The 16,153-nt window shown below is 56.9% G+C and carries 16 protein-coding genes; 13 read left to right on the plus strand and 3 right to left on the minus strand.

Annotated elements, in window-relative coordinates; translation table 11 throughout:
* Position 1: 1 nt before the first annotated feature.
* The 6 genes from FFS28_RS07670 to FFS28_RS07695 all read left to right on the plus strand — a co-directional run bounded on the left by FFS28_RS07670 (position 2) and on the right by FFS28_RS07695 (position 6,793).
* Positions 2–985 (plus strand): ABC transporter permease, encoded by a 984-nt coding sequence (locus FFS28_RS07670; RefSeq protein WP_137849208.1) that lies wholly within the window; start codon positions 2–4, stop codon positions 983–985.
* A 47-nt stretch (positions 986–1,032) separates the two neighbouring features.
* Complete coding sequence (locus FFS28_RS07675; protein ID WP_137849209.1) at positions 1,033–1,983, plus strand: ABC transporter substrate-binding protein; 951 nt, start codon at positions 1,033–1,035, stop codon at positions 1,981–1,983.
* 11 nt (positions 1,984–1,994) lie between these two features.
* Positions 1,995–3,584 (plus strand): FGGY-family carbohydrate kinase, encoded by a 1,590-nt coding sequence (locus FFS28_RS07680; protein ID WP_137849210.1) that lies wholly within the window; start codon positions 1,995–1,997, stop codon positions 3,582–3,584.
* A gap of 61 nt (positions 3,585–3,645) precedes the next feature.
* Positions 3,646–4,641, plus strand: a complete 996-nt coding sequence (locus FFS28_RS07685; protein WP_137849211.1) for a LacI family DNA-binding transcriptional regulator — start codon at positions 3,646–3,648, stop codon at positions 4,639–4,641.
* A gap of 27 nt (positions 4,642–4,668) precedes the next feature.
* Positions 4,669–5,316, plus strand: coding sequence for an L-fuculose-phosphate aldolase (fucA, locus tag FFS28_RS07690; RefSeq protein WP_006176888.1), 648 nt, complete (start codon positions 4,669–4,671; stop codon positions 5,314–5,316).
* A gap of 115 nt (positions 5,317–5,431) precedes the next feature.
* Entirely contained in the window at positions 5,432–6,793 is a 1,362-nt protein-coding gene (locus FFS28_RS07695) for an MFS transporter (protein ID WP_042320811.1), read from the plus strand.
* 32 nt (positions 6,794–6,825) lie between these two features.
* Here FFS28_RS07695 and FFS28_RS07700 read toward each other — a convergent pair whose 3' ends face one another.
* Entirely contained in the window at positions 6,826–7,317 is a 492-nt protein-coding gene (locus FFS28_RS07700; protein WP_042320808.1) for a YajQ family cyclic di-GMP-binding protein, read from the minus strand.
* Positions 7,318–7,441: 124 nt separating this feature from the next.
* Here FFS28_RS07700 and panE point away from each other — a divergent pair, with 124 nt between their 5' ends.
* The 5 genes from panE to FFS28_RS07725 all read left to right on the plus strand — a co-directional run bounded on the left by panE (position 7,442) and on the right by FFS28_RS07725 (position 12,535).
* The gene (gene panE / locus FFS28_RS07705; protein WP_006176883.1) at positions 7,442–8,353 is read left to right on the plus strand and encodes a 2-dehydropantoate 2-reductase; all 912 of its coding nucleotides are present in this window, start codon (positions 7,442–7,444) and stop codon (positions 8,351–8,353) included.
* On the plus strand, positions 8,316–8,909 hold the full coding sequence (yajL, locus tag FFS28_RS07710; protein WP_101738162.1) for a protein deglycase YajL: 594 nt from the start codon (positions 8,316–8,318) through the stop codon (positions 8,907–8,909). Before panE ends, yajL begins: the two co-directional genes overlap by 38 nt.
* A 300-nt stretch (positions 8,910–9,209) precedes the next feature.
* On the plus strand, positions 9,210–10,478 hold the full coding sequence (locus FFS28_RS07715) for a PTS sugar transporter subunit IIC (protein ID WP_137849212.1): 1,269 nt from the start codon (positions 9,210–9,212) through the stop codon (positions 10,476–10,478).
* Between the two features lie 12 nt (positions 10,479–10,490).
* Entirely contained in the window at positions 10,491–11,816 is a 1,326-nt protein-coding gene (locus FFS28_RS07720; RefSeq protein WP_101738164.1) for a 6-phospho-beta-glucosidase, read from the plus strand.
* A complete protein-coding gene (locus tag FFS28_RS07725) occupies positions 11,813–12,535 on the plus strand; it encodes a glucosamine-6-phosphate deaminase (RefSeq protein WP_137849213.1) in 723 nt (240 codons plus the stop codon). Before FFS28_RS07720 ends, FFS28_RS07725 begins: the two co-directional genes overlap by 4 nt.
* Positions 12,536–12,561: 26 nt before the next feature.
* On the opposite strand, the gene FFS28_RS07730 is transcribed toward FFS28_RS07725, so the two are convergent.
* Both FFS28_RS07730 and thiI read right to left on the minus strand, forming a co-directional pair.
* Positions 12,562–13,296, minus strand: a complete 735-nt coding sequence (locus tag FFS28_RS07730) for a GntR family transcriptional regulator (RefSeq protein WP_101738166.1) — start codon at positions 13,294–13,296, stop codon at positions 12,562–12,564.
* 70 nt (positions 13,297–13,366) lie between these two features.
* Positions 13,367–14,815, minus strand: coding sequence for a tRNA uracil 4-sulfurtransferase ThiI (gene thiI, locus FFS28_RS07735; protein WP_137849214.1), 1,449 nt, complete (start codon positions 14,813–14,815; stop codon positions 13,367–13,369).
* Between the two features lie 190 nt (positions 14,816–15,005).
* Here thiI and xseB point away from each other — a divergent pair, with 190 nt between their 5' ends.
* Complete coding sequence (xseB, locus tag FFS28_RS07740; RefSeq protein WP_137849215.1) at positions 15,006–15,248, plus strand: exodeoxyribonuclease VII small subunit; 243 nt, start codon at positions 15,006–15,008, stop codon at positions 15,246–15,248.
* The gene (ispA, locus tag FFS28_RS07745; RefSeq protein ID WP_137849216.1) at positions 15,249–16,148 is read left to right on the plus strand and encodes a (2E,6E)-farnesyl diphosphate synthase; all 900 of its coding nucleotides are present in this window, start codon (positions 15,249–15,251) and stop codon (positions 16,146–16,148) included. It begins immediately after the preceding gene.
* Positions 16,149–16,153: the final 5 nt, after the last annotated feature.

Genomic DNA, 16,153 nt, shown 5'->3' on the forward strand with positions numbered 1-16,153 from the left:
CATGTCCGTTACCGTCCCTTCGCCGCAACGCGGGAATGCTTCTGTGAAGATAAATAAAGCGCTGCTGATGCGCCTCGCCCCCCTGTTTAGCCTGGTGCTGCTGGTGCTGTTTTTCAGCTTCAGCTCACCGTTCTTCTTTAATACCGAAAATATCATGACCATCGCCCTGCAAACGGCGGTGATTGGCATCATGGCTATTGGCGTCACCTTTGTGATTATCACCGCCGGGATCGACCTGTCGCTTGGCTCGGTGGTGGCCTTTTCAGGCGTTGCAGTGGGGAGCGCCGCCGGGTTTGGGCTGCCGCTGCCGGTGTGTATTCTGGCGGGCGTGCTGGCGGGCGGCGTGTGCGGTTATGTGAACGCATTTCTGGTGACGAAGATGACCATCCCGCCGTTTATCGCCACCCTCGGGCTGATGATGTCGGTTCGCGGCATCAACATGGTGATGACCGACGGACGCGCGATTTACTTCTCTGACTACCCGCAGTTCCGAATGCTGGCGCAGGGCCGTCTGTTCGATGTCCTGCCCTATCCGGTGTTTTACCTGGTGATTGTGGCGCTGATTGCCATGTGGATCCTGAAAAAAACGGTGATGGGGCGCTATATCTACGCCGTCGGCAGCAATGAAACCGCAGCGCACCTTTCCGGGATCAACGTGCAGCGGGTGAAGATTTTCGTCTATGCCTTCTGCGGCCTGTTAACCGGCGTGGCCGGGGTGATCCTCGCCTCGCGCCTCAACTCCGGCCAGCCCACCGTGGGAGTGGGTTACGAGCTGGAAGCTATCGCTGCCGTGGTTATCGGCGGCACCAGCCTGATGGGCGGCGTGGGTACCATCGGCGGCACCATCATCGGCGCGTTCATTATGAGCGTGCTGAAAAACGGCCTCAATTTGATGGGGGTCTCCCAGTTCTGGCAGATGGTGGCGATGGGAGTCGTGGTCGTTGCTGCCGTCTATCTGGATACGTTGCGTAAAAGAATGCGTTAGGTTCCCGACATAAAAAAGCCCTGCAAACCCTACTACGGAGCAAAATAATGAAAACCAGCCATATCCTGAGCGCCCTGTCGCTCGCCGCAATCATGACCAGCAGCACGCTGGCGAAAGAGTTAAACCTGCCGGTGGTCAGTAAAGGCTACCAGCACGAATTCTGGCAGACGGTCAAAATGGGGACCGAAGCCGCTGCAAAAGAGCTGGGGGATAAGACCAGCTACGTAGGCCCGGCGGATGAAACGCAAATCGCCGAGCAGATCCAGCTGGTGGAAAACACCATGGCGCAAAAACCGGACGGCCTGCTGCTGGCTGCGCTGGACGCCAACGCCCTTGCCCCGCTGGTGGAAACCGCCAACAGCCGCGGGATCAAGGTCGTGACCTTTGACTCCGGCGTAAACTCCGATATTCCGGCCAGTTTTGTCGCCACCAACAACCGTAAGGCGGGCGCGCAGGCGGCCGATGCGCTGGCCGAACAGGTCGGCAAAAAAGGCAAGGTGGGCATTATTGCGCACGTTGCCGGAACAACATCGGCTATCGAACGTTCCGAAGGTTTCAGCGAAGAGATGAAGGCGAAGTACCCGGACATTCAGGTGCTGCCGGTGCAGTACAGCGACGGCGATCCGCAAAAAGCGATGGATAAAACCATCGATATGGTTCAGGCCAACCCGGATATCGCGGGCATTTATGCCACCAACGAAGGTTCAACGCTGGGCGTGGCGAACGCCATCGACAGCCAAAACCTGAAAGGCAAAGTCAAAGTCATTGGCTTCGACAGTACCGAAGCGATCATCAACTTCCTCAAGAACGGTGTGATCCAGGGGTTTGTGGTGCAGGACGCATACCAGATTGGCTATCAGGGGATTAAGGCGCTTAATGCGGCAATCGCCGGGCAGACCGTGGCGAAAGAAATTGATATTCCAGTCAAATATGTCAACGCGCAGAATATCAACACCCCTGAAATTGATAAACTGCTGCATCCGTTTGGTAAAAAATAAGGGAGTTCAGGATGAGTGACGGCTATTTCCTCGGGGTTGATGTCGGGTCGGCCAGCGTGCGCGCCGGGCTGTACTCCGCACAGGGCGAGCGTTTGCGCTTCGCGACCCGCCCGATTTCGCAGTTTCGCGCCGACAACGCGCGCGTAGAACAATCCTCTGCGGAAATCTGGCAACAGGTTTGCGCCGCGGTACGGGAAGCCGTCAATGCATCCGGGATCGCCCGCGACGCGATCCGCTCCATAGGGTTCGACGCCACCTGCTCGCTGGTGGCGCTGGACGCCCAGGGCCATGGCCTGAGCGCGTCGCCGGACAGCCCGGCGGCGCAGGACATTATTATGTGGATGGATCACCGGGCGCAGGAGGAGACTGCCCGCATCAATGCCACCCGCGACCCGGCACTTGGCTACGTGGGCGGCGAGGTGAGCATTGAGATGGAGCTGCCAAAGCTGCTGTGGCTTAAAGAACGCCATCCCGAAACCTGGAACAACGCCTGGCGCTTTTTCGATCTGGCTGATTTTCTGGTGTGGAAAGCGACCGGTCAGGACGTCGCCAGCCTGTGCACCCTCACCTGCAAGTGGAACTATCTGGCGCACGAGGCGCGCTTCAGCGATACGCTGCTTCAGGCCGTGGGGCTGGAGAGCCTGCTGACCAAAATCCCTGAGACGATCCTCGACGTGGCCGACCGCGCCGGCACGCTAAGCCCGCAGGCGGCACAAGAGCTGGGATTACCCGAACACGTTATTGTCGCCGGCGGGATGATTGACGCCCACGCGGGCGGCGTGGCGCTGACCGGCGCACAGCCTGAAGGTACGCTGGCGCTGATTAGCGGCACATCAAACTGCCATATGCTTGCCAGCCAGACGGCGATCTTTACTCCCGGCGTCTGGGGCCCATACTGGGGGGCGATGCTTCCCGGCTACTGGCTGACGGAAGGCGGGCAAAGCGCCGCGGGCGCGCTGGTTGACTGGACGCTGCGCGAGCATCACGCCAGCGCGGCGCTGTTTGCCAAAGCCGAGGCGGCGCAACGCCATCCGGTCGCGGTAATTAACGACTGGGTGGCCGCGCTGGAGCAGGAAGAGAAATACCCGACCCGTAACCTGCATGTTCTGGCGGATCACCACGGCAATCGTTCCCCGCGCTCGCGCCCGGACGCCCGGGGGAGCGTAGTGGGGCTGACGTTAGAGACCGGCGAGCGCGCGCTGGCGAGGCTCTACCTTGCGACGTTGCAGGCTATCGCCTACGGCACGCGGCATATCATCGACACCCTGCACAATCACGGTCACAGGCTGTCGCGCATTGTTATCTGCGGCGGGGCGACCCATAACCGGCTGTGGCTGCGGGAGTATGCCGATGCCACCGGCTGTCACATTCACCTTCTGGCTGAAGAAGATGCCGTTACGCTGGGGGCTGCACTCTGTGGCGCGGTTGCCAGCGGCGCGTGGGCAACGCTGTCCGACGCGACCCGGGCGATGGTCAACACCGGCGACGTCATCGCCCCTCGCCCGGAAACCGCCACCTTCCACCAGCAAAAATATGCCACCTACCTGGCGCTATGGACCCAGCAGCAGGCGCTTAATCAACTGATGCAACAGGAAATGTAATGGCAGGATGCGTATGCTTTATCTGCGGTTTTTCACACACGAAAAGGATTGAGGCGTAGCGATGGCCAAAACAGTTGAACAGATAGCGAAGGACCTGAATTTATCCGTTACCACCGTGCGCCTGGTGCTGGGCGGCAAAGCCGGGCAGTACCGGATCAGCATGAAAACGCAGGCCAGAATCAATGAACACGTCGAGCGCTACGGCTACACCCTGAATCATTCAGCGCGCAGCCTGAAGCTGAACAAAACCGAGACGCTGGGGCTGATCGTCCCCAATATCTCGAACGTGTTCTTCGCCACGCTTGCAGAAAAGCTGGAGCTGCGCTGCCGCCGTTCGGGCTATCAGCTGATGATCAGCTGTACCTACAACGACGTGGACTATGAGAACAAGCTGGTCAGAGCCCTGATGGCGCGAAACGTCGACGGCCTGTTTATCGTCCCCTCGACGCTGGAAAACCAGCAGCATCATCTGCGGCAGATCCAAAAGCCGCTGGTGCTTCTCGACCGGGATTTTGGCTTCACCGACAACGCGCTGGTGGAGAGTCATAACGAAGCCGGTGGCGATGAACTGGCGCGCAGCATGTTGGGCGTCAGCGATACCCCGCTCTGGTTCCTGGTAGGCGATACCGCCCTGCCGAGCATCACCGACCGACTTAACGGCTATTTGCATGCCCTGAACATGGCGGGCATTGATCACCGCGACTGGGTGATTGAAGGCCCGGACAATACGCCGCAGGGAGGATATGCCCTGATGGACAAACTGATCGACAGCCATGGCGTACCCCAGGCTTTTATCGCCTCGTCGCTCCCGGTGCTGGAAGGGGCAATCGAGGCGCTGCGCGCGCGCGCCGGCACCGTGCCGCAGCACATCAATATCGGTACGTTCGATGAACACCCCATGCTGGGATTCCTGCCGAACAGCGTCTGGTCGATGCAGCAGGATGAAGATACCTGGGCGGAAAAAGCGTTTGAGCTGATGCAACGAGCCATCGACGGCGAAGCGGTCAACGAGACGGCGAAGGTGGATATGAAGCTGGTCAAACGTTCCCGCCAGTAAAAATAAAACTGTACCCGGAGAATAAAAATGGAACGAGCCAGATTAGCCAGAGACATCATCGACACCTGCCTTGAGATGACCCATCTGGGATTAAATCAGGGCACCGCAGGCAATATCAGCGTGCGCTACCGCGACGGCATGCTGATCACGCCGACCGGCATTCCCTACGAGCGCCTGACCGAAGAGAGCATCGTCTACGTTGATGCCGGGGGTCGCCACGAGGAGGGGAAGCTGCCGTCCAGCGAATGGCGTTTTCATCAGGTGGTGTATCAAACCCGCCCGGAAGCCAACGCGGTGGTGCATAACCATGCCGTCCACTGCACGGCGGTTTCGATACTCAATCGTCCGATCCCGGCCATTCACTACATGATCGCGGCCGCGGGCGGCAACTCAATCCCCTGCGCGCCCTACGCCACCTTCGGCACGCGGGCGTTATCCGAACACGTTGCCGTTGCCCTGCGCGATCGCAACGCCACGCTGCTGCAGCATCATGGGTTAATCACCTGCGAAGAGAGTCTCGAAAAAGCGCTGTGGCTGGCACAGGAGGTGGAAGTGCTGGCAAAACTGTATCTGACAACGCTGGCGATTGTAGACCCGGTTCCGGTGCTGGATGACGACGAAATTGCCGTCGTGCTGGAGAAATTCAAAAGCTACGGCCTGCGCGTGGAAGCGTAATTTTTTTACCCGGGGGTGCTTTTATTACACCCTCGTAATATCTCTTAAACAAACACCTATTTACCACACTTATCACCCCGCCTAAACTATGGCCTGCTTTTTGGTAGAGGTGGTAATGAACGATTATAAAATGACGCCGGGCGAGTTGCGCGCGACCTGGGGTTTAGGGACTGTTTTCTCGCTACGTATGCTTGGCATGTTTATGGTCCTGCCTGTTCTGACCACGTACGGCATGGCGCTTCAGGGTGCCAGCGAAGCGTTGATTGGCCTGGCCATTGGTATCTATGGTTTAGCCCAGGCCATTTTCCAGATCCCCTTTGGCCTGCTGTCAGACCGCGTGGGCCGTAAACCGCTGATCGTCGGTGGGCTGCTCGTCTTTGTGCTCGGCAGCGTGATTGCCGCCCTCTCCGACTCCATCTGGGGGATTATTCTTGGCCGCGCCCTGCAAGGCTCCGGCGCGATTGCCGCTGCCGTCATGGCGCTCCTGTCGGATTTAACCCGCGAGCAAAACCGCACCAAGGCGATGGCGTTTATCGGCGTCAGCTTTGGCGTCACCTTTGCCATCGCGATGGTTCTCGGCCCGATCATTACCCATCACCTCGGCCTGCACGCCCTGTTCTGGATGATCGCCGTGCTGGCAAGCGTAGGTATCGCCTTAACCCTGTGGGTGGTGCCGGACAGCAAAAACCACGTCCTCAACCGTGAATCCGGCATGGTGAAAGGCTGCTTCAGCAAAGTGTTGGTTGAACCGCGCCTGCTGAAGCTGAACTTCGGCATTATGTGTCTGCATATTCTGCTGATGTCGACCTTTGTCGCCCTGCCGGGCCAGCTGGCGGCAGCAGGCTTCCCGGCGGAAGAACACTGGAAAATTTATCTGGTGACGATGCTCATCTCCTTCCTCTCGGTGGTGCCGTTTATTATCTATGCCGAAGTGAAGCGCAAGATGAAGCGCGTTTTCGTGGGCTGCGTGGCGCTGCTGCTGATTGCGGAGATCGTGCTGTGGGGCTCCGGCCCGCACTTCTGGGAGCTGGTTGCCGGCGTGCAGCTGTTCTTCCTGGCGTTTAACCTGATGGAAGCACTGCTGCCGTCGCTGATCAGCAAAGAGTCTCCTGCGGGCTATAAAGGCACGGCGATGGGCATTTACTCCACCAGCCAGTTCCTCGGCGTGGCTATCGGCGGCTCGCTCGGCGGCTGGGTGGACGGCCTGTTTGACTCGCAAACCGTATTCCTGATGGGGGCGCTGCTGGCGATGGTCTGGCTGTTTGTCTCCAGCACCATGAAAGAGCCACGCTACGTGAGCAGCCTGCGCGTTGAAATCCCTGAGGGCATAGAGATTAGCGAAACGCTGAAACAGCGGCTTGAGGCCACGGAAGGGGTGAATGAAGTGCTTATCGTCCCGGAAGAGCGCAGCGCCTATGTCAAAATTGACAGCAAAGTCACCAACCGGTTTGAAGTGGAGCAGGCGCTAAACGCCTGAAAAAATGCCCGGTCTGACCGGGCATTTTCGTCTTAATCGCGGAAGTTTTTAAACTGGAACGGCTGTCCCAGATCGCCGCCGCGGATCAGCGCCATTACGCCCTGCAAATCATCACGGGATTTACCGGTAACGCGGATCTCTTCGCCCTGGATCTGCGCCTGGACCTTCAGCTTGCTGTCCTTGATGAGCTTAACGATTTTCTTCTGCACCGCGCTCTCAATACCCTGCTTGAGTTTGGCTTCAACAAACCAGGTTTTCCCGCTGTGGACAAACTCTTCCGGCACGTCCAGCGAGGTGCCTTCAATGCCGCGTTTTAACAGCTTGGCGCGCAGAATATCGAGCAGCTGATTGACCTGGAAATCAGACTCGCTCAGCACTTTAATGGTCTTATTTGCGTCGTTCAGCTCAAACGTCGCCTCAACGCCACGAAAATCGAAACGTGACTCAACTTCACGGCTTGCGTTATCCACGCCGTTGCGGACTTCCTGGATATCAACTTCGGAAACAATATCGAAAGATGGCATCTTTTCTTCTCCCTTCATTTTTGTTGCGTTGCATAATACCCGTAACGAGGCATAACGAGAAGCTTAGCTGACGGCGCTATACTTAGGCCGTAACACCTGGCGCAGTTGCAGGTGAGGAGGAACAATGAAAATAACAGTGCTCGGATGCGGGGCGCTTGGTCAGCTGTGGCTGACGGCGCTGTGCAAGCACGGACACGAGGTACAGGGCTGGCTGCGTGTGCCACAGCCCTATTGCAGTGTAAACCTGATTGATGAAGACGGAAGCATCTTTAACGAATCACTCACCGCCAACGATCCGGATTTTCTGGCGCAAAGCGATCTGCTGCTGGTCACGCTGAAAGCGTGGCAGGTTTCAGATGCGGTAAAAGCCCTGGCGGCCCAACTCCCCCCGACATCGCCTATTCTGCTGCTGCACAACGGCATGGGAACCCTTGATGAGCTGAAAAGCATCGCGCAGCCGCTGCTGATGGGCATTACCACCCATGCCGCGCGTCGGGATGGCAACATCATCGTCCACGTTGCCAGCGGCGTAACACACATCGGCCCTGCCCGCGAACAGGATGGCGACTACAGCTATCTGGCTGACGTTCTGCAAAGCGTGCTGCCGGACGTGGCCTGGCACAACACTATTCGCCCGCAGCTGTGGCGTAAGCTGGCGGTGAACTGCGTGATAAATCCGCTGACCGCGCTGTGGGATTGCCCCAACGGCGAGCTGCAAAATCATCCGCAGGAGGTTGCCGTGCTGTGTGCCGAGGTGGCGGCAGTGATTGAGCGTGAAGGCCTGCACACGTCGGCGGAGGATTTACGCTATTATGTCGACCAGGTAATTGATAGTACGGCAGAAAATATCTCGTCGATGCTGCAGGACGTTCGGGCGCTACGCCATACCGAAATCGACTATATCACCGGCTATCTGTTAAAACGCGCTCGCGCGCACGGTGTTGCAGTGCCGGAAAACGCCCGCCTGTATGACCTGGTTAAACGTAAGGAGAGTGAATATGAGCGTGTCGGCACTGGTCTGCCTCGCCCCTGGTAGCGAAGAAATGGAAGCCGTGACCACCATCGATGTGATGGTACGCGGCGGTATCGCCGTCACAACGGCCAGCGTGGCCAGCGACGGCAACCTGGCTGTCACCTGCTCACGCGGCGTGAAGATCCTCGCCGATGCGCCGCTGGTGCAGGTGGCGGATGGCGATTACGACATCATCGTGCTGCCTGGCGGTCTGAAAGGCGCGGAGTGTTTTCGCGACAGCCCGTTGCTGGTTGAGACCGTTCGTCAGTTTCACCTTTCAGGGCGCATCGTCGCCACTATCTGCGCCTCAGCCGGCACAGTTCTGGTGCCGCACGATCTCTTCCCGATTGGCAACATGACCGGCTTCCCTGCGCTCAAAGAGACCATCCCGGAAGATCAGTGGGTGGACAAGCGCGTTGTCTGGGACCCGCGCGTCAACCTGCTCACCAGCCAGGGACCGGGTACGGCGATTGATTTCGGGCTGAAGATTATCGACCTGCTGGTCGGGCGCGAGAAGGCCTACGAAGTGGCTTCGTCGCTGGTGATGGCGGCGGGAATTTATAATTTCTACGAAGCCTGATGTCCTTCCGGGCTGGCAACGCGCTGGCCCGTCTGCCCTGGAGAAATAGTGCAGCCAGCGTCACAATTCTGCGATTCATTTCCCTGCCCTGAAGCTTCACCCCACCGTTTTACACCTAAAAAAAACCTTTATTTTCATAGAAATAATCATATTTCTACCACGTTGCACGCCTGTTTGACAGGCTAAAAGAACCGTGAAAAACTGCACCCAACTGGTATATACCAGTTTAAAAATCCGCCAGCAAAGCCTGATAACATCAACAGCGGCGGGAGAGCAGAAATCTCTTCTGGAGTAAGCAATGTGATTACATTTCTTGAGCGCAGAGTCATTCCTGTACTGATTCGCGTAGGCGAAAATAAAATACTGGTCGCCGTGCGCAACGGTATTGCGCTGACCTTACCCTTCACCATCACCGGCAGCCTGTTTCTCATTCTCGCCAATCTACCGTTACCCGGCTGGAGTGAATGGCTTGGCCCGTTTGCCGAAAAGCTCAGCGCCCCGGTGGCTGTTACCTTTGGTGCGATAGGGCTGATTTCTGCGGTGGGTATCAGCTACAACCTCGCGAAGGAGTACAACCTCAACGCCATCACCTGCAGCATAGTCACGCTGGTGGTTTTCTTACTGGCACAACTCAACGACAACTATCAGCTCAACGTTGACAATCTTGGTGCCGCGGGGCTGTTTTCTGCCATCATCCTGGCGATTTTGACGGTGCAAATTGTGCGATTTTTTATCCGGCACAACGTCGTGATCACCCTGCCGGAGGGCGTGCCTCCTGCCGTGGCGCAATCTTTTGCGAGCCTGATCCCCGCCGCGGTGGCAATCACTCTGATCTGGCTGATTCGGGTCATCCTGAATTTTGATATCAACCACTTCTTCACCCTGCTGCTCAGCCCGCTTGTCTCCGGCCTCGGTTCGCTGCCGGGCATGCTGGTGCTTATTTTTCTGATTTCGCTGCTGTGGTGCTGCGGCATACATGGCGACAATGTGCTTTCCGGCATCACCAGCCCCATTTTCCTGAAATACATCGCTGAAAATACCCAGGCCTATCTGCATCATCAGCCCATTCCCCATATTACCGCCGACGGGTTTTATATCGTCTTTATGTGCCTGGGCGGAACGGGCGCGACCATGGGGCTTGTCATTGCCATGCTGCGTTCCCGCAGTCGGCTGTACAAATCAGTGGGCAAGCTCTCCCTGCCCTCCGCGATATTTTGTATTAATGAACCCGTCATTTTCGGTTGCCCGATTGTCTTCAATCCACTGCTGATGATCCCGTTTACCCTGACGCCGATGATCCTGTGCATCTCAACCTGGTCGCTGATGTACTTCGACATCATCGGTCGCCCCGTCTTACAGATCCCCTGGACCATGCCGCCGATCTTCGCCGCATGGTTCGTGACCGGCGGCAATATCCCTGCCGTGATCTGGTCCGTCTGCACGCTGGTTATTTCCGCCCTGGTCTGGCTGCCGTTTTTCAAACTGGCCGAGCGCAAACAGCTTGAAACCGAAGCGGCCGAAGAGAATGCCCGCCGCAATGCGGACACGCTTTCCGACCCCATCTTGTAAAAAGGAACCACGATGAAAAAGCTCAAGGTTGTCACTATTGGCGGCGGCTCCAGCTATACGCCAGAACTGATCGACGGTTTTATCAAACGCTACGCAGAGCTGCCGGTCACCGATTATTATTTGCTCGATATTGAAGAGGGAAAAGAGAAGCTGGAGATTGTCGGAAAGCTGGCCCAGCGCATGGTAGCTGAAGCCGGGCTCCCGATGAATATCCACCTGACGCTCGATCGGGAAGAGGCGCTGAAAGATGCCGATTTTGTCACCACGCAGCTGCGCGTCGGCTTCCTTGATGCCCGCATCAACGATGAAAAAATTCCGCTAAAATACGGCGTTCTGGGGCAAGAGACGACAGGTCCCGGCGGGTTTATGAAAGCCCAACGCACGATCCCGGTCCTGCTGGATATCTGTAAGGACATGGAAAGATGGTGCCCGAACGGCTGGTTGATTAACTTCACCAACCCGGCCGGGATTGTCACCGAGGCGATCACCCGCCACTCGGCCATTCGGACCATAGGCATTTGCAGTGGCGCAAACAGCATGATGATGGACATCGCCAAAGCCTACGGTGTGCAGAAATCGGACGTTTACGCACGCATTATTGGTCTGAACCATCTTATTTTTGCCGATCAAATTTTCCTCAAGGGAGAGGATTATACCGACGACTTTATTGAGAAACTGGCCGAGGGCAGCGCAAATAACTCTCTGAAAAATATACCGGATATTGGGTTCAGCGCCCGCTTTGCCAGGGCGCTCCACATGTACCCTATCTCCTACCTGAAATACTATTTCCTGACCCGCGAGATGACCGACGCCGCGCTGCGCGATGCGAATACAAAGGGAACTCGCGGCGAGCAGACGCGCGAAATTGAGCAACGGCTTTTTACGCTTTATCAGGACCCTCATCTCGCGCACAAGCCGAAAGAGCTGGAGCAGCGCGGAGGCGCCTGGTACTCCGATACCGCATGCTCGATCATCAGCGCTATTTATAACGATAAAAAAGAGATCCACGTTGTAAATGTTCCTAACAGGGGTACAACGCCCGATCTGCCGGATCACGTCACGCTGGAAACCAACGCCATGATCGACCGAAACGGCGCGCATCCCCTCGCCTATGGCAGGCTGCCCGTGAAGATCCGCGGCCTGATCCAGAGCGTGAAGGCCTACGAAGAGCTGACCGTTGAAGCCGCTGTCACCGGACATTACGACACGGCGCTGCTGGCGCTGAGCGTCAATCCCCTGGTGCCATCTGCCGCCGCGGCAGAGCAGATCCTTAACGAATACCTTGAGGTCAACCACCGTTATTTACCCCAGTACGCCAAACGTAAGGACGCACAATGAACGTAGAACAGACAGAAGATTATGCGGCGCTGAGTGACGCCGTGGCGAAAGCGGTCTTTGAAACGGTTACGCAAAAACCCGACGCGCTGATTTGCATCGCGGGTGGAGATACGCCGCTGGGCGTTTTTGCCGCGCTGGTGCGCGCCAGCAAACAGGGTAAGGTCGATTTTACCCGTGCGGCATTTGTTGGCCTGGATGAGTGGCTGGGTCTGGGCCAGGCCGATAAAGGCAGCTGCCGGGAGATGGTATGGGGCCATTTCTTTAGCCACCTGGCCCTGCGCGACGATCAGATCTGTTTTTTTGACGGCCTGACGAACTCCCCCGAGGAAGAGTGCCAGCGTGTGGATAACTTTATTGCGGCCCACGGCGGGCCAGACATCATTGTGCTGGGGATCGGTATGAACGGCCATATCGGCTTCAATGAACCGGGCGCCGCCGTTGATACCGGCTGCCACGTCGTGGATCTGGATGCGGTGACGCAGGCCGTTTCGGTTAAATACTTCGGCCAGCAGCGTCATATCCGTCAGGGCATTTCGCTGGGGATGAAGACTATCCTGGCCTCACGGGCCATTATTTTGATGGCAAGCGGCGAGAAAAAAGCCGACATCATCGCAACAACCGTCAATTCCGCACCGGACCCGGCGGTTCCCGCGACGCTGCTAAAGCCGCACCCACGGTTAAGGATCATTGTTGATAAAGCGGCAGCCGCTAAGCTGTAAAAGAGAAACAGGCGCTGATGCGCCTGTTATCGTTTGATGTGCATATTCTTGACGCGGAAAATATCTGCCCGGTTGTAGCTGATGGAGAAGTTAAACGCTCTACCGTCATCGAGGCGCGTGACTTCGGTAATTTTCAACATCGGCTGGCCCGGCAGAATATTGAGATGGGCCGCCAGCGCCTCATCAAACAGATCCGCTTCAATCAGTGAATCGGCGTCGCTGATTTTCTTACCAGTAAAGTCTTCGATATAGCCATACAGCGATCCCGCTTCGAGAATAGCCTGCGGAACAGTGGCAACCACCTTGTGAGGAATATTGCTGTCTTCAATTAACACCGGCTGTCCGTCCAGTAAACGGATACGGCGAATAAACCAGACATCATCACCCTGCGCAATTTCGAGGTGCTGTGCCAGCGCCGCGTCGGCGTGAAGGGTCGTCAACGTCAGCAAGCGGCTGGTTACGTTGACCCGCCCCTGAAATTCACGGGAAAACCCAAGAATACTGTCACTCTTTTCATTATTCAGAATGTAAATATTGCTGGCAGTATTTTTTAAAACAAACATGCCCTTGCCGTGGATACGCTCGATATACCCTTCCTGTACCAGCATCGCCATGGCTTTCTGAACCGTTACGCGCGTAACGTCATAAATACCGGCAAGATCGCGCTCCGACGGAATGCTCTCGCCCTTTTTGTAGACTTCATTGAGAATATCTTTTTTGATTCTCTCTTTGATTTCCCAGTACTTATGTTTTTTTTCCATTGTCGATTACCCGGCCAAAAAGAGCATAGAATCGCAGGCCCGGTAGCGCTCGCGCTACCGGGCAAGAACGCTACGGGCGATACACCTTCACATTGGCAAAGCCCTGCTCGCGCAGATAGAGCGCCTGCAGACGGCTCATCACGCCACGCTCACACCACAGCAGGTAGGTTTTGCTCTTATCCAGATCGCCAAATTTGGTGCTCAGCTTGTAGAACGGCAGAGACACGACCTCAACGCCTTCAACCTGCAATGGTTTGTCGTCCTGCTCGTCAACGGAGCGAATATCGAGGATCGCATCGTTAGCGCCGAAACCGCTGACGGTTTCAACTTCTACGACGTCCTGCTGAGTCTGCTGAGCGATCTCGCGGATATCGATGTTCGACGCTTCCGCCACCACCTTATCCAGGATGGCGAAATCAAAGTTTTCTTCTTCCGCTTCGATTTTCGCCTTCACCGCCTTCACGGTTGGGCTTTTCGAGATCACGCCGCAATATTCCGGCATGGTACGGGCGAAATCTTCAGTGCCGATTTCACGCGCCAGATCGATGATGTGCTCTTTGTCATGGGAGATGAGCGGGCGCAGGATCAGCGTGTCGGAGACGTTATCGATCAGGCGCAGGTTGGTCAGGGTCTGGCTCGACACCTGGCCCAGCGCTTCGCCGGTGACCAGCGCCTGCACGCCGTAGCGCTCAGCCACTTTCGACGCTGCGCGCACCATCATGCGCTTGAGCACCACGCCCATCTGACCGTCGTCGACCTTCTCCAGGATTTCACCGACAACCGGTTCAAAGTTGATCGCCACAAAGCGTACACGGTGGGAGCTGCCGAAGCGGTTCCACAGGTAATGCGCCACCTGACGTACGCCAATTTCATGCGCCGCACCGCCCAGGTTGAAGAAGCAGTAGTGAACGCGGCAGCCACGACGCATCAGCATATAGCTGGAAACACCGGAGTCAAAACCGCCGGAGATCAGCGACAGCACATCTTCCTGCGTGCCGATCGGGAAGCCGCCGATACCTTCGTAGCGGCCTTTCACCAGCAGCAGGCGATCGTTTTCAATTTCGAGATTCACGGTCACGTCAGGGTGAGTCAGACGCACGCGCGCCGTTTCAACGTGCTGGTTCAGACCGCCGCCAACGTAGCGTTCTACTTCAATTGAGCTGAACTCATGCTTGCCGCGACGCTTCACGCGCACGCAGAAGGTTTTGCCTTCGATCTGATCGCGATACTGCGCCAGCGCCTTCTCAAAGATGTCATGCAGGGAAGTGAAGGGTACATCTTCCACTTCCAGAATGTGGTGGATACCCGGAATGCGGGTCAGCGCGTCGCGAATATCCAGACGCTTGTTTTCGTCTTTCGCGCGAACTTCTACGTGGTCCCAGTGACGCACCACGGCAAGGGTGTCATCGTAGTGCTTTAATACGTTACGGATGTTCCCGGTGAGAATTTTAATAAAGCGCAAACGCACAGATTGGCTTTTGATGGTGATTTCAGGGAACAATTTAATGATAAACTTCATGGCGGCAATGTTTCTTAGGCAAGCGATAAGGCTTGTAATGGAAAAGTACAGCAGCCCCTATAACCGAAGGCTGCTTCCAGGCGCGCAAGTATACCACCATCGCGCGGCTCCTGTGCACATTGCGCGTTATTTGATAATTGCCCCGAGTCCGTTACCATGTCGGGGCTGAGAATATAAGAGTCAATTCACTATGCCGAAGAAGAACGATGCACCGGCCAGTTTCGAAACTGCGCTGAATGAACTGGAGCACATCGTAACCCGTCTTGAAAGCGGCGATTTACCGCTGGAAGAGGCGCTGAACGAATTCGAACGCGGCGTGCAGCTGGCGCGCCAGGGGCAGGTCAAACTGCAGCAGGCCGAGCAGCGCGTGCAGATCTTGCTCTCTGATGCCGAAGATGCCAAACCTGCGCCCTTCATACCGGACGCCGAGTAAATGGATTTTGCCACCGAGCTTCAGGCGCGCGTTGTGCGCGCCAACGACGCCCTGCGCCGTTTTATCGCGCCACAGCCTTTTCAGAACACTCCACTGGTTGAAGCCATGCACTATGGCGCACTCTTGGGTGGAAAGCGCCTGCGGCCGTTCCTGGTGTATGCCACGGGCAACATGTTCGGTATCAGCGACGCCACGCTGGACGCCCCGGCCGCTGCCGTTGAGTGCATCCACGCCTATTCGCTGATCCACGATGATTTACCGGCCATGGACGATGACGATCTGCGTCGCGGCCAGCCAACGTGCCACATTAAGTTTGGCGAGGCAAATGCCATTCTGGCCGGAGACGCCCTGCAAACGCTGGCGTTCTCGATTCTGAGCGATGCGCCGATGGTCGAAGTGAGCGACCGCGATCGTCTGGCCATGGTGTCCGAACTGGCGATGGCCAGCGGCGTGGCCGGCATGTGCGGCGGACAGGCGCTGGATCTGGAAGCCGAAGGCCGTCAGGTGAATCTTGAACAGCTGGAGCGTATTCATCGCCATAAAACGGGGGCATTAATACGTGCCGCCGTTCGACTGGGGGCATTGAGCGCCGGGGAGAAAGGGCGGAAAGCCCTGCCGATTCTGGACAGATACGCAGAAAGCATCGGTCTGGCGTTCCAGGTTCAGGATGACATTCTGGATGTGGTGGGCGATACTGCAACATTGGGTAAACGTCAGGGTGCGGACCAGCAGCTTGGCAAAAGTACCTACCCCGCCCTGCTGGGACTTGAGCAAGCCCAGCGTAAAGCCCGAGATCTGATAGAGGATGCCCGTCAGTCGCTGAGTCAGCTGGCCGCGCAATCCCTGGATACCTCGGCACTGGAAGCGCTAGCGGACTACATAATCCAGCGTAATAAATAAACTAC

It is taken from the genome of Enterobacter sp. 2VL (genome assembly GCF_005503595.1).
GTDB classification, from domain to species: Bacteria; Pseudomonadota; Gammaproteobacteria; order Enterobacterales; family Enterobacteriaceae; genus Enterobacter; species Enterobacter cancerogenus.

Coding starts and splice junctions, on each gene's coding strand:
- FFS28_RS07670 (WP_137849208.1), top strand. CDS start 2: ATGTCCGTTACCGTCCCTTCGCCGCAACGCGGGAATGCTTCTGTGAAG.
- FFS28_RS07675 (WP_137849209.1), top strand. CDS start 1,033: ATGAAAACCAGCCATATCCTGAGCGCCCTGTCGCTCGCCGCAATCATG.
- FFS28_RS07680 (WP_137849210.1), top strand. CDS start 1,995: ATGAGTGACGGCTATTTCCTCGGGGTTGATGTCGGGTCGGCCAGCGTG.
- FFS28_RS07685 (WP_137849211.1), top strand. CDS start 3,646: ATGGCCAAAACAGTTGAACAGATAGCGAAGGACCTGAATTTATCCGTT.
- fucA (WP_006176888.1), top strand. CDS start 4,669: ATGGAACGAGCCAGATTAGCCAGAGACATCATCGACACCTGCCTTGAG.
- FFS28_RS07695 (WP_042320811.1), top strand. CDS start 5,432: ATGAACGATTATAAAATGACGCCGGGCGAGTTGCGCGCGACCTGGGGT.
- FFS28_RS07700 (WP_042320808.1), bottom strand. CDS start 7,317: ATGCCATCTTTCGATATTGTTTCCGAAGTTGATATCCAGGAAGTCCGC.
- panE (WP_006176883.1), top strand. CDS start 7,442: ATGAAAATAACAGTGCTCGGATGCGGGGCGCTTGGTCAGCTGTGGCTG.
- yajL (WP_101738162.1), top strand. CDS start 8,316: ATGAGCGTGTCGGCACTGGTCTGCCTCGCCCCTGGTAGCGAAGAAATG.
- FFS28_RS07720 (WP_101738164.1), top strand. CDS start 10,491: ATGAAAAAGCTCAAGGTTGTCACTATTGGCGGCGGCTCCAGCTATACG.
- FFS28_RS07725 (WP_137849213.1), top strand. CDS start 11,813: ATGAACGTAGAACAGACAGAAGATTATGCGGCGCTGAGTGACGCCGTG.
- FFS28_RS07730 (WP_101738166.1), bottom strand. CDS start 13,296: ATGGAAAAAAAACATAAGTACTGGGAAATCAAAGAGAGAATCAAAAAA.
- thiI (WP_137849214.1), bottom strand. CDS start 14,815: ATGAAGTTTATCATTAAATTGTTCCCTGAAATCACCATCAAAAGCCAA.
- xseB (WP_137849215.1), top strand. CDS start 15,006: ATGCCGAAGAAGAACGATGCACCGGCCAGTTTCGAAACTGCGCTGAAT.
- ispA (WP_137849216.1), top strand. CDS start 15,249: ATGGATTTTGCCACCGAGCTTCAGGCGCGCGTTGTGCGCGCCAACGAC.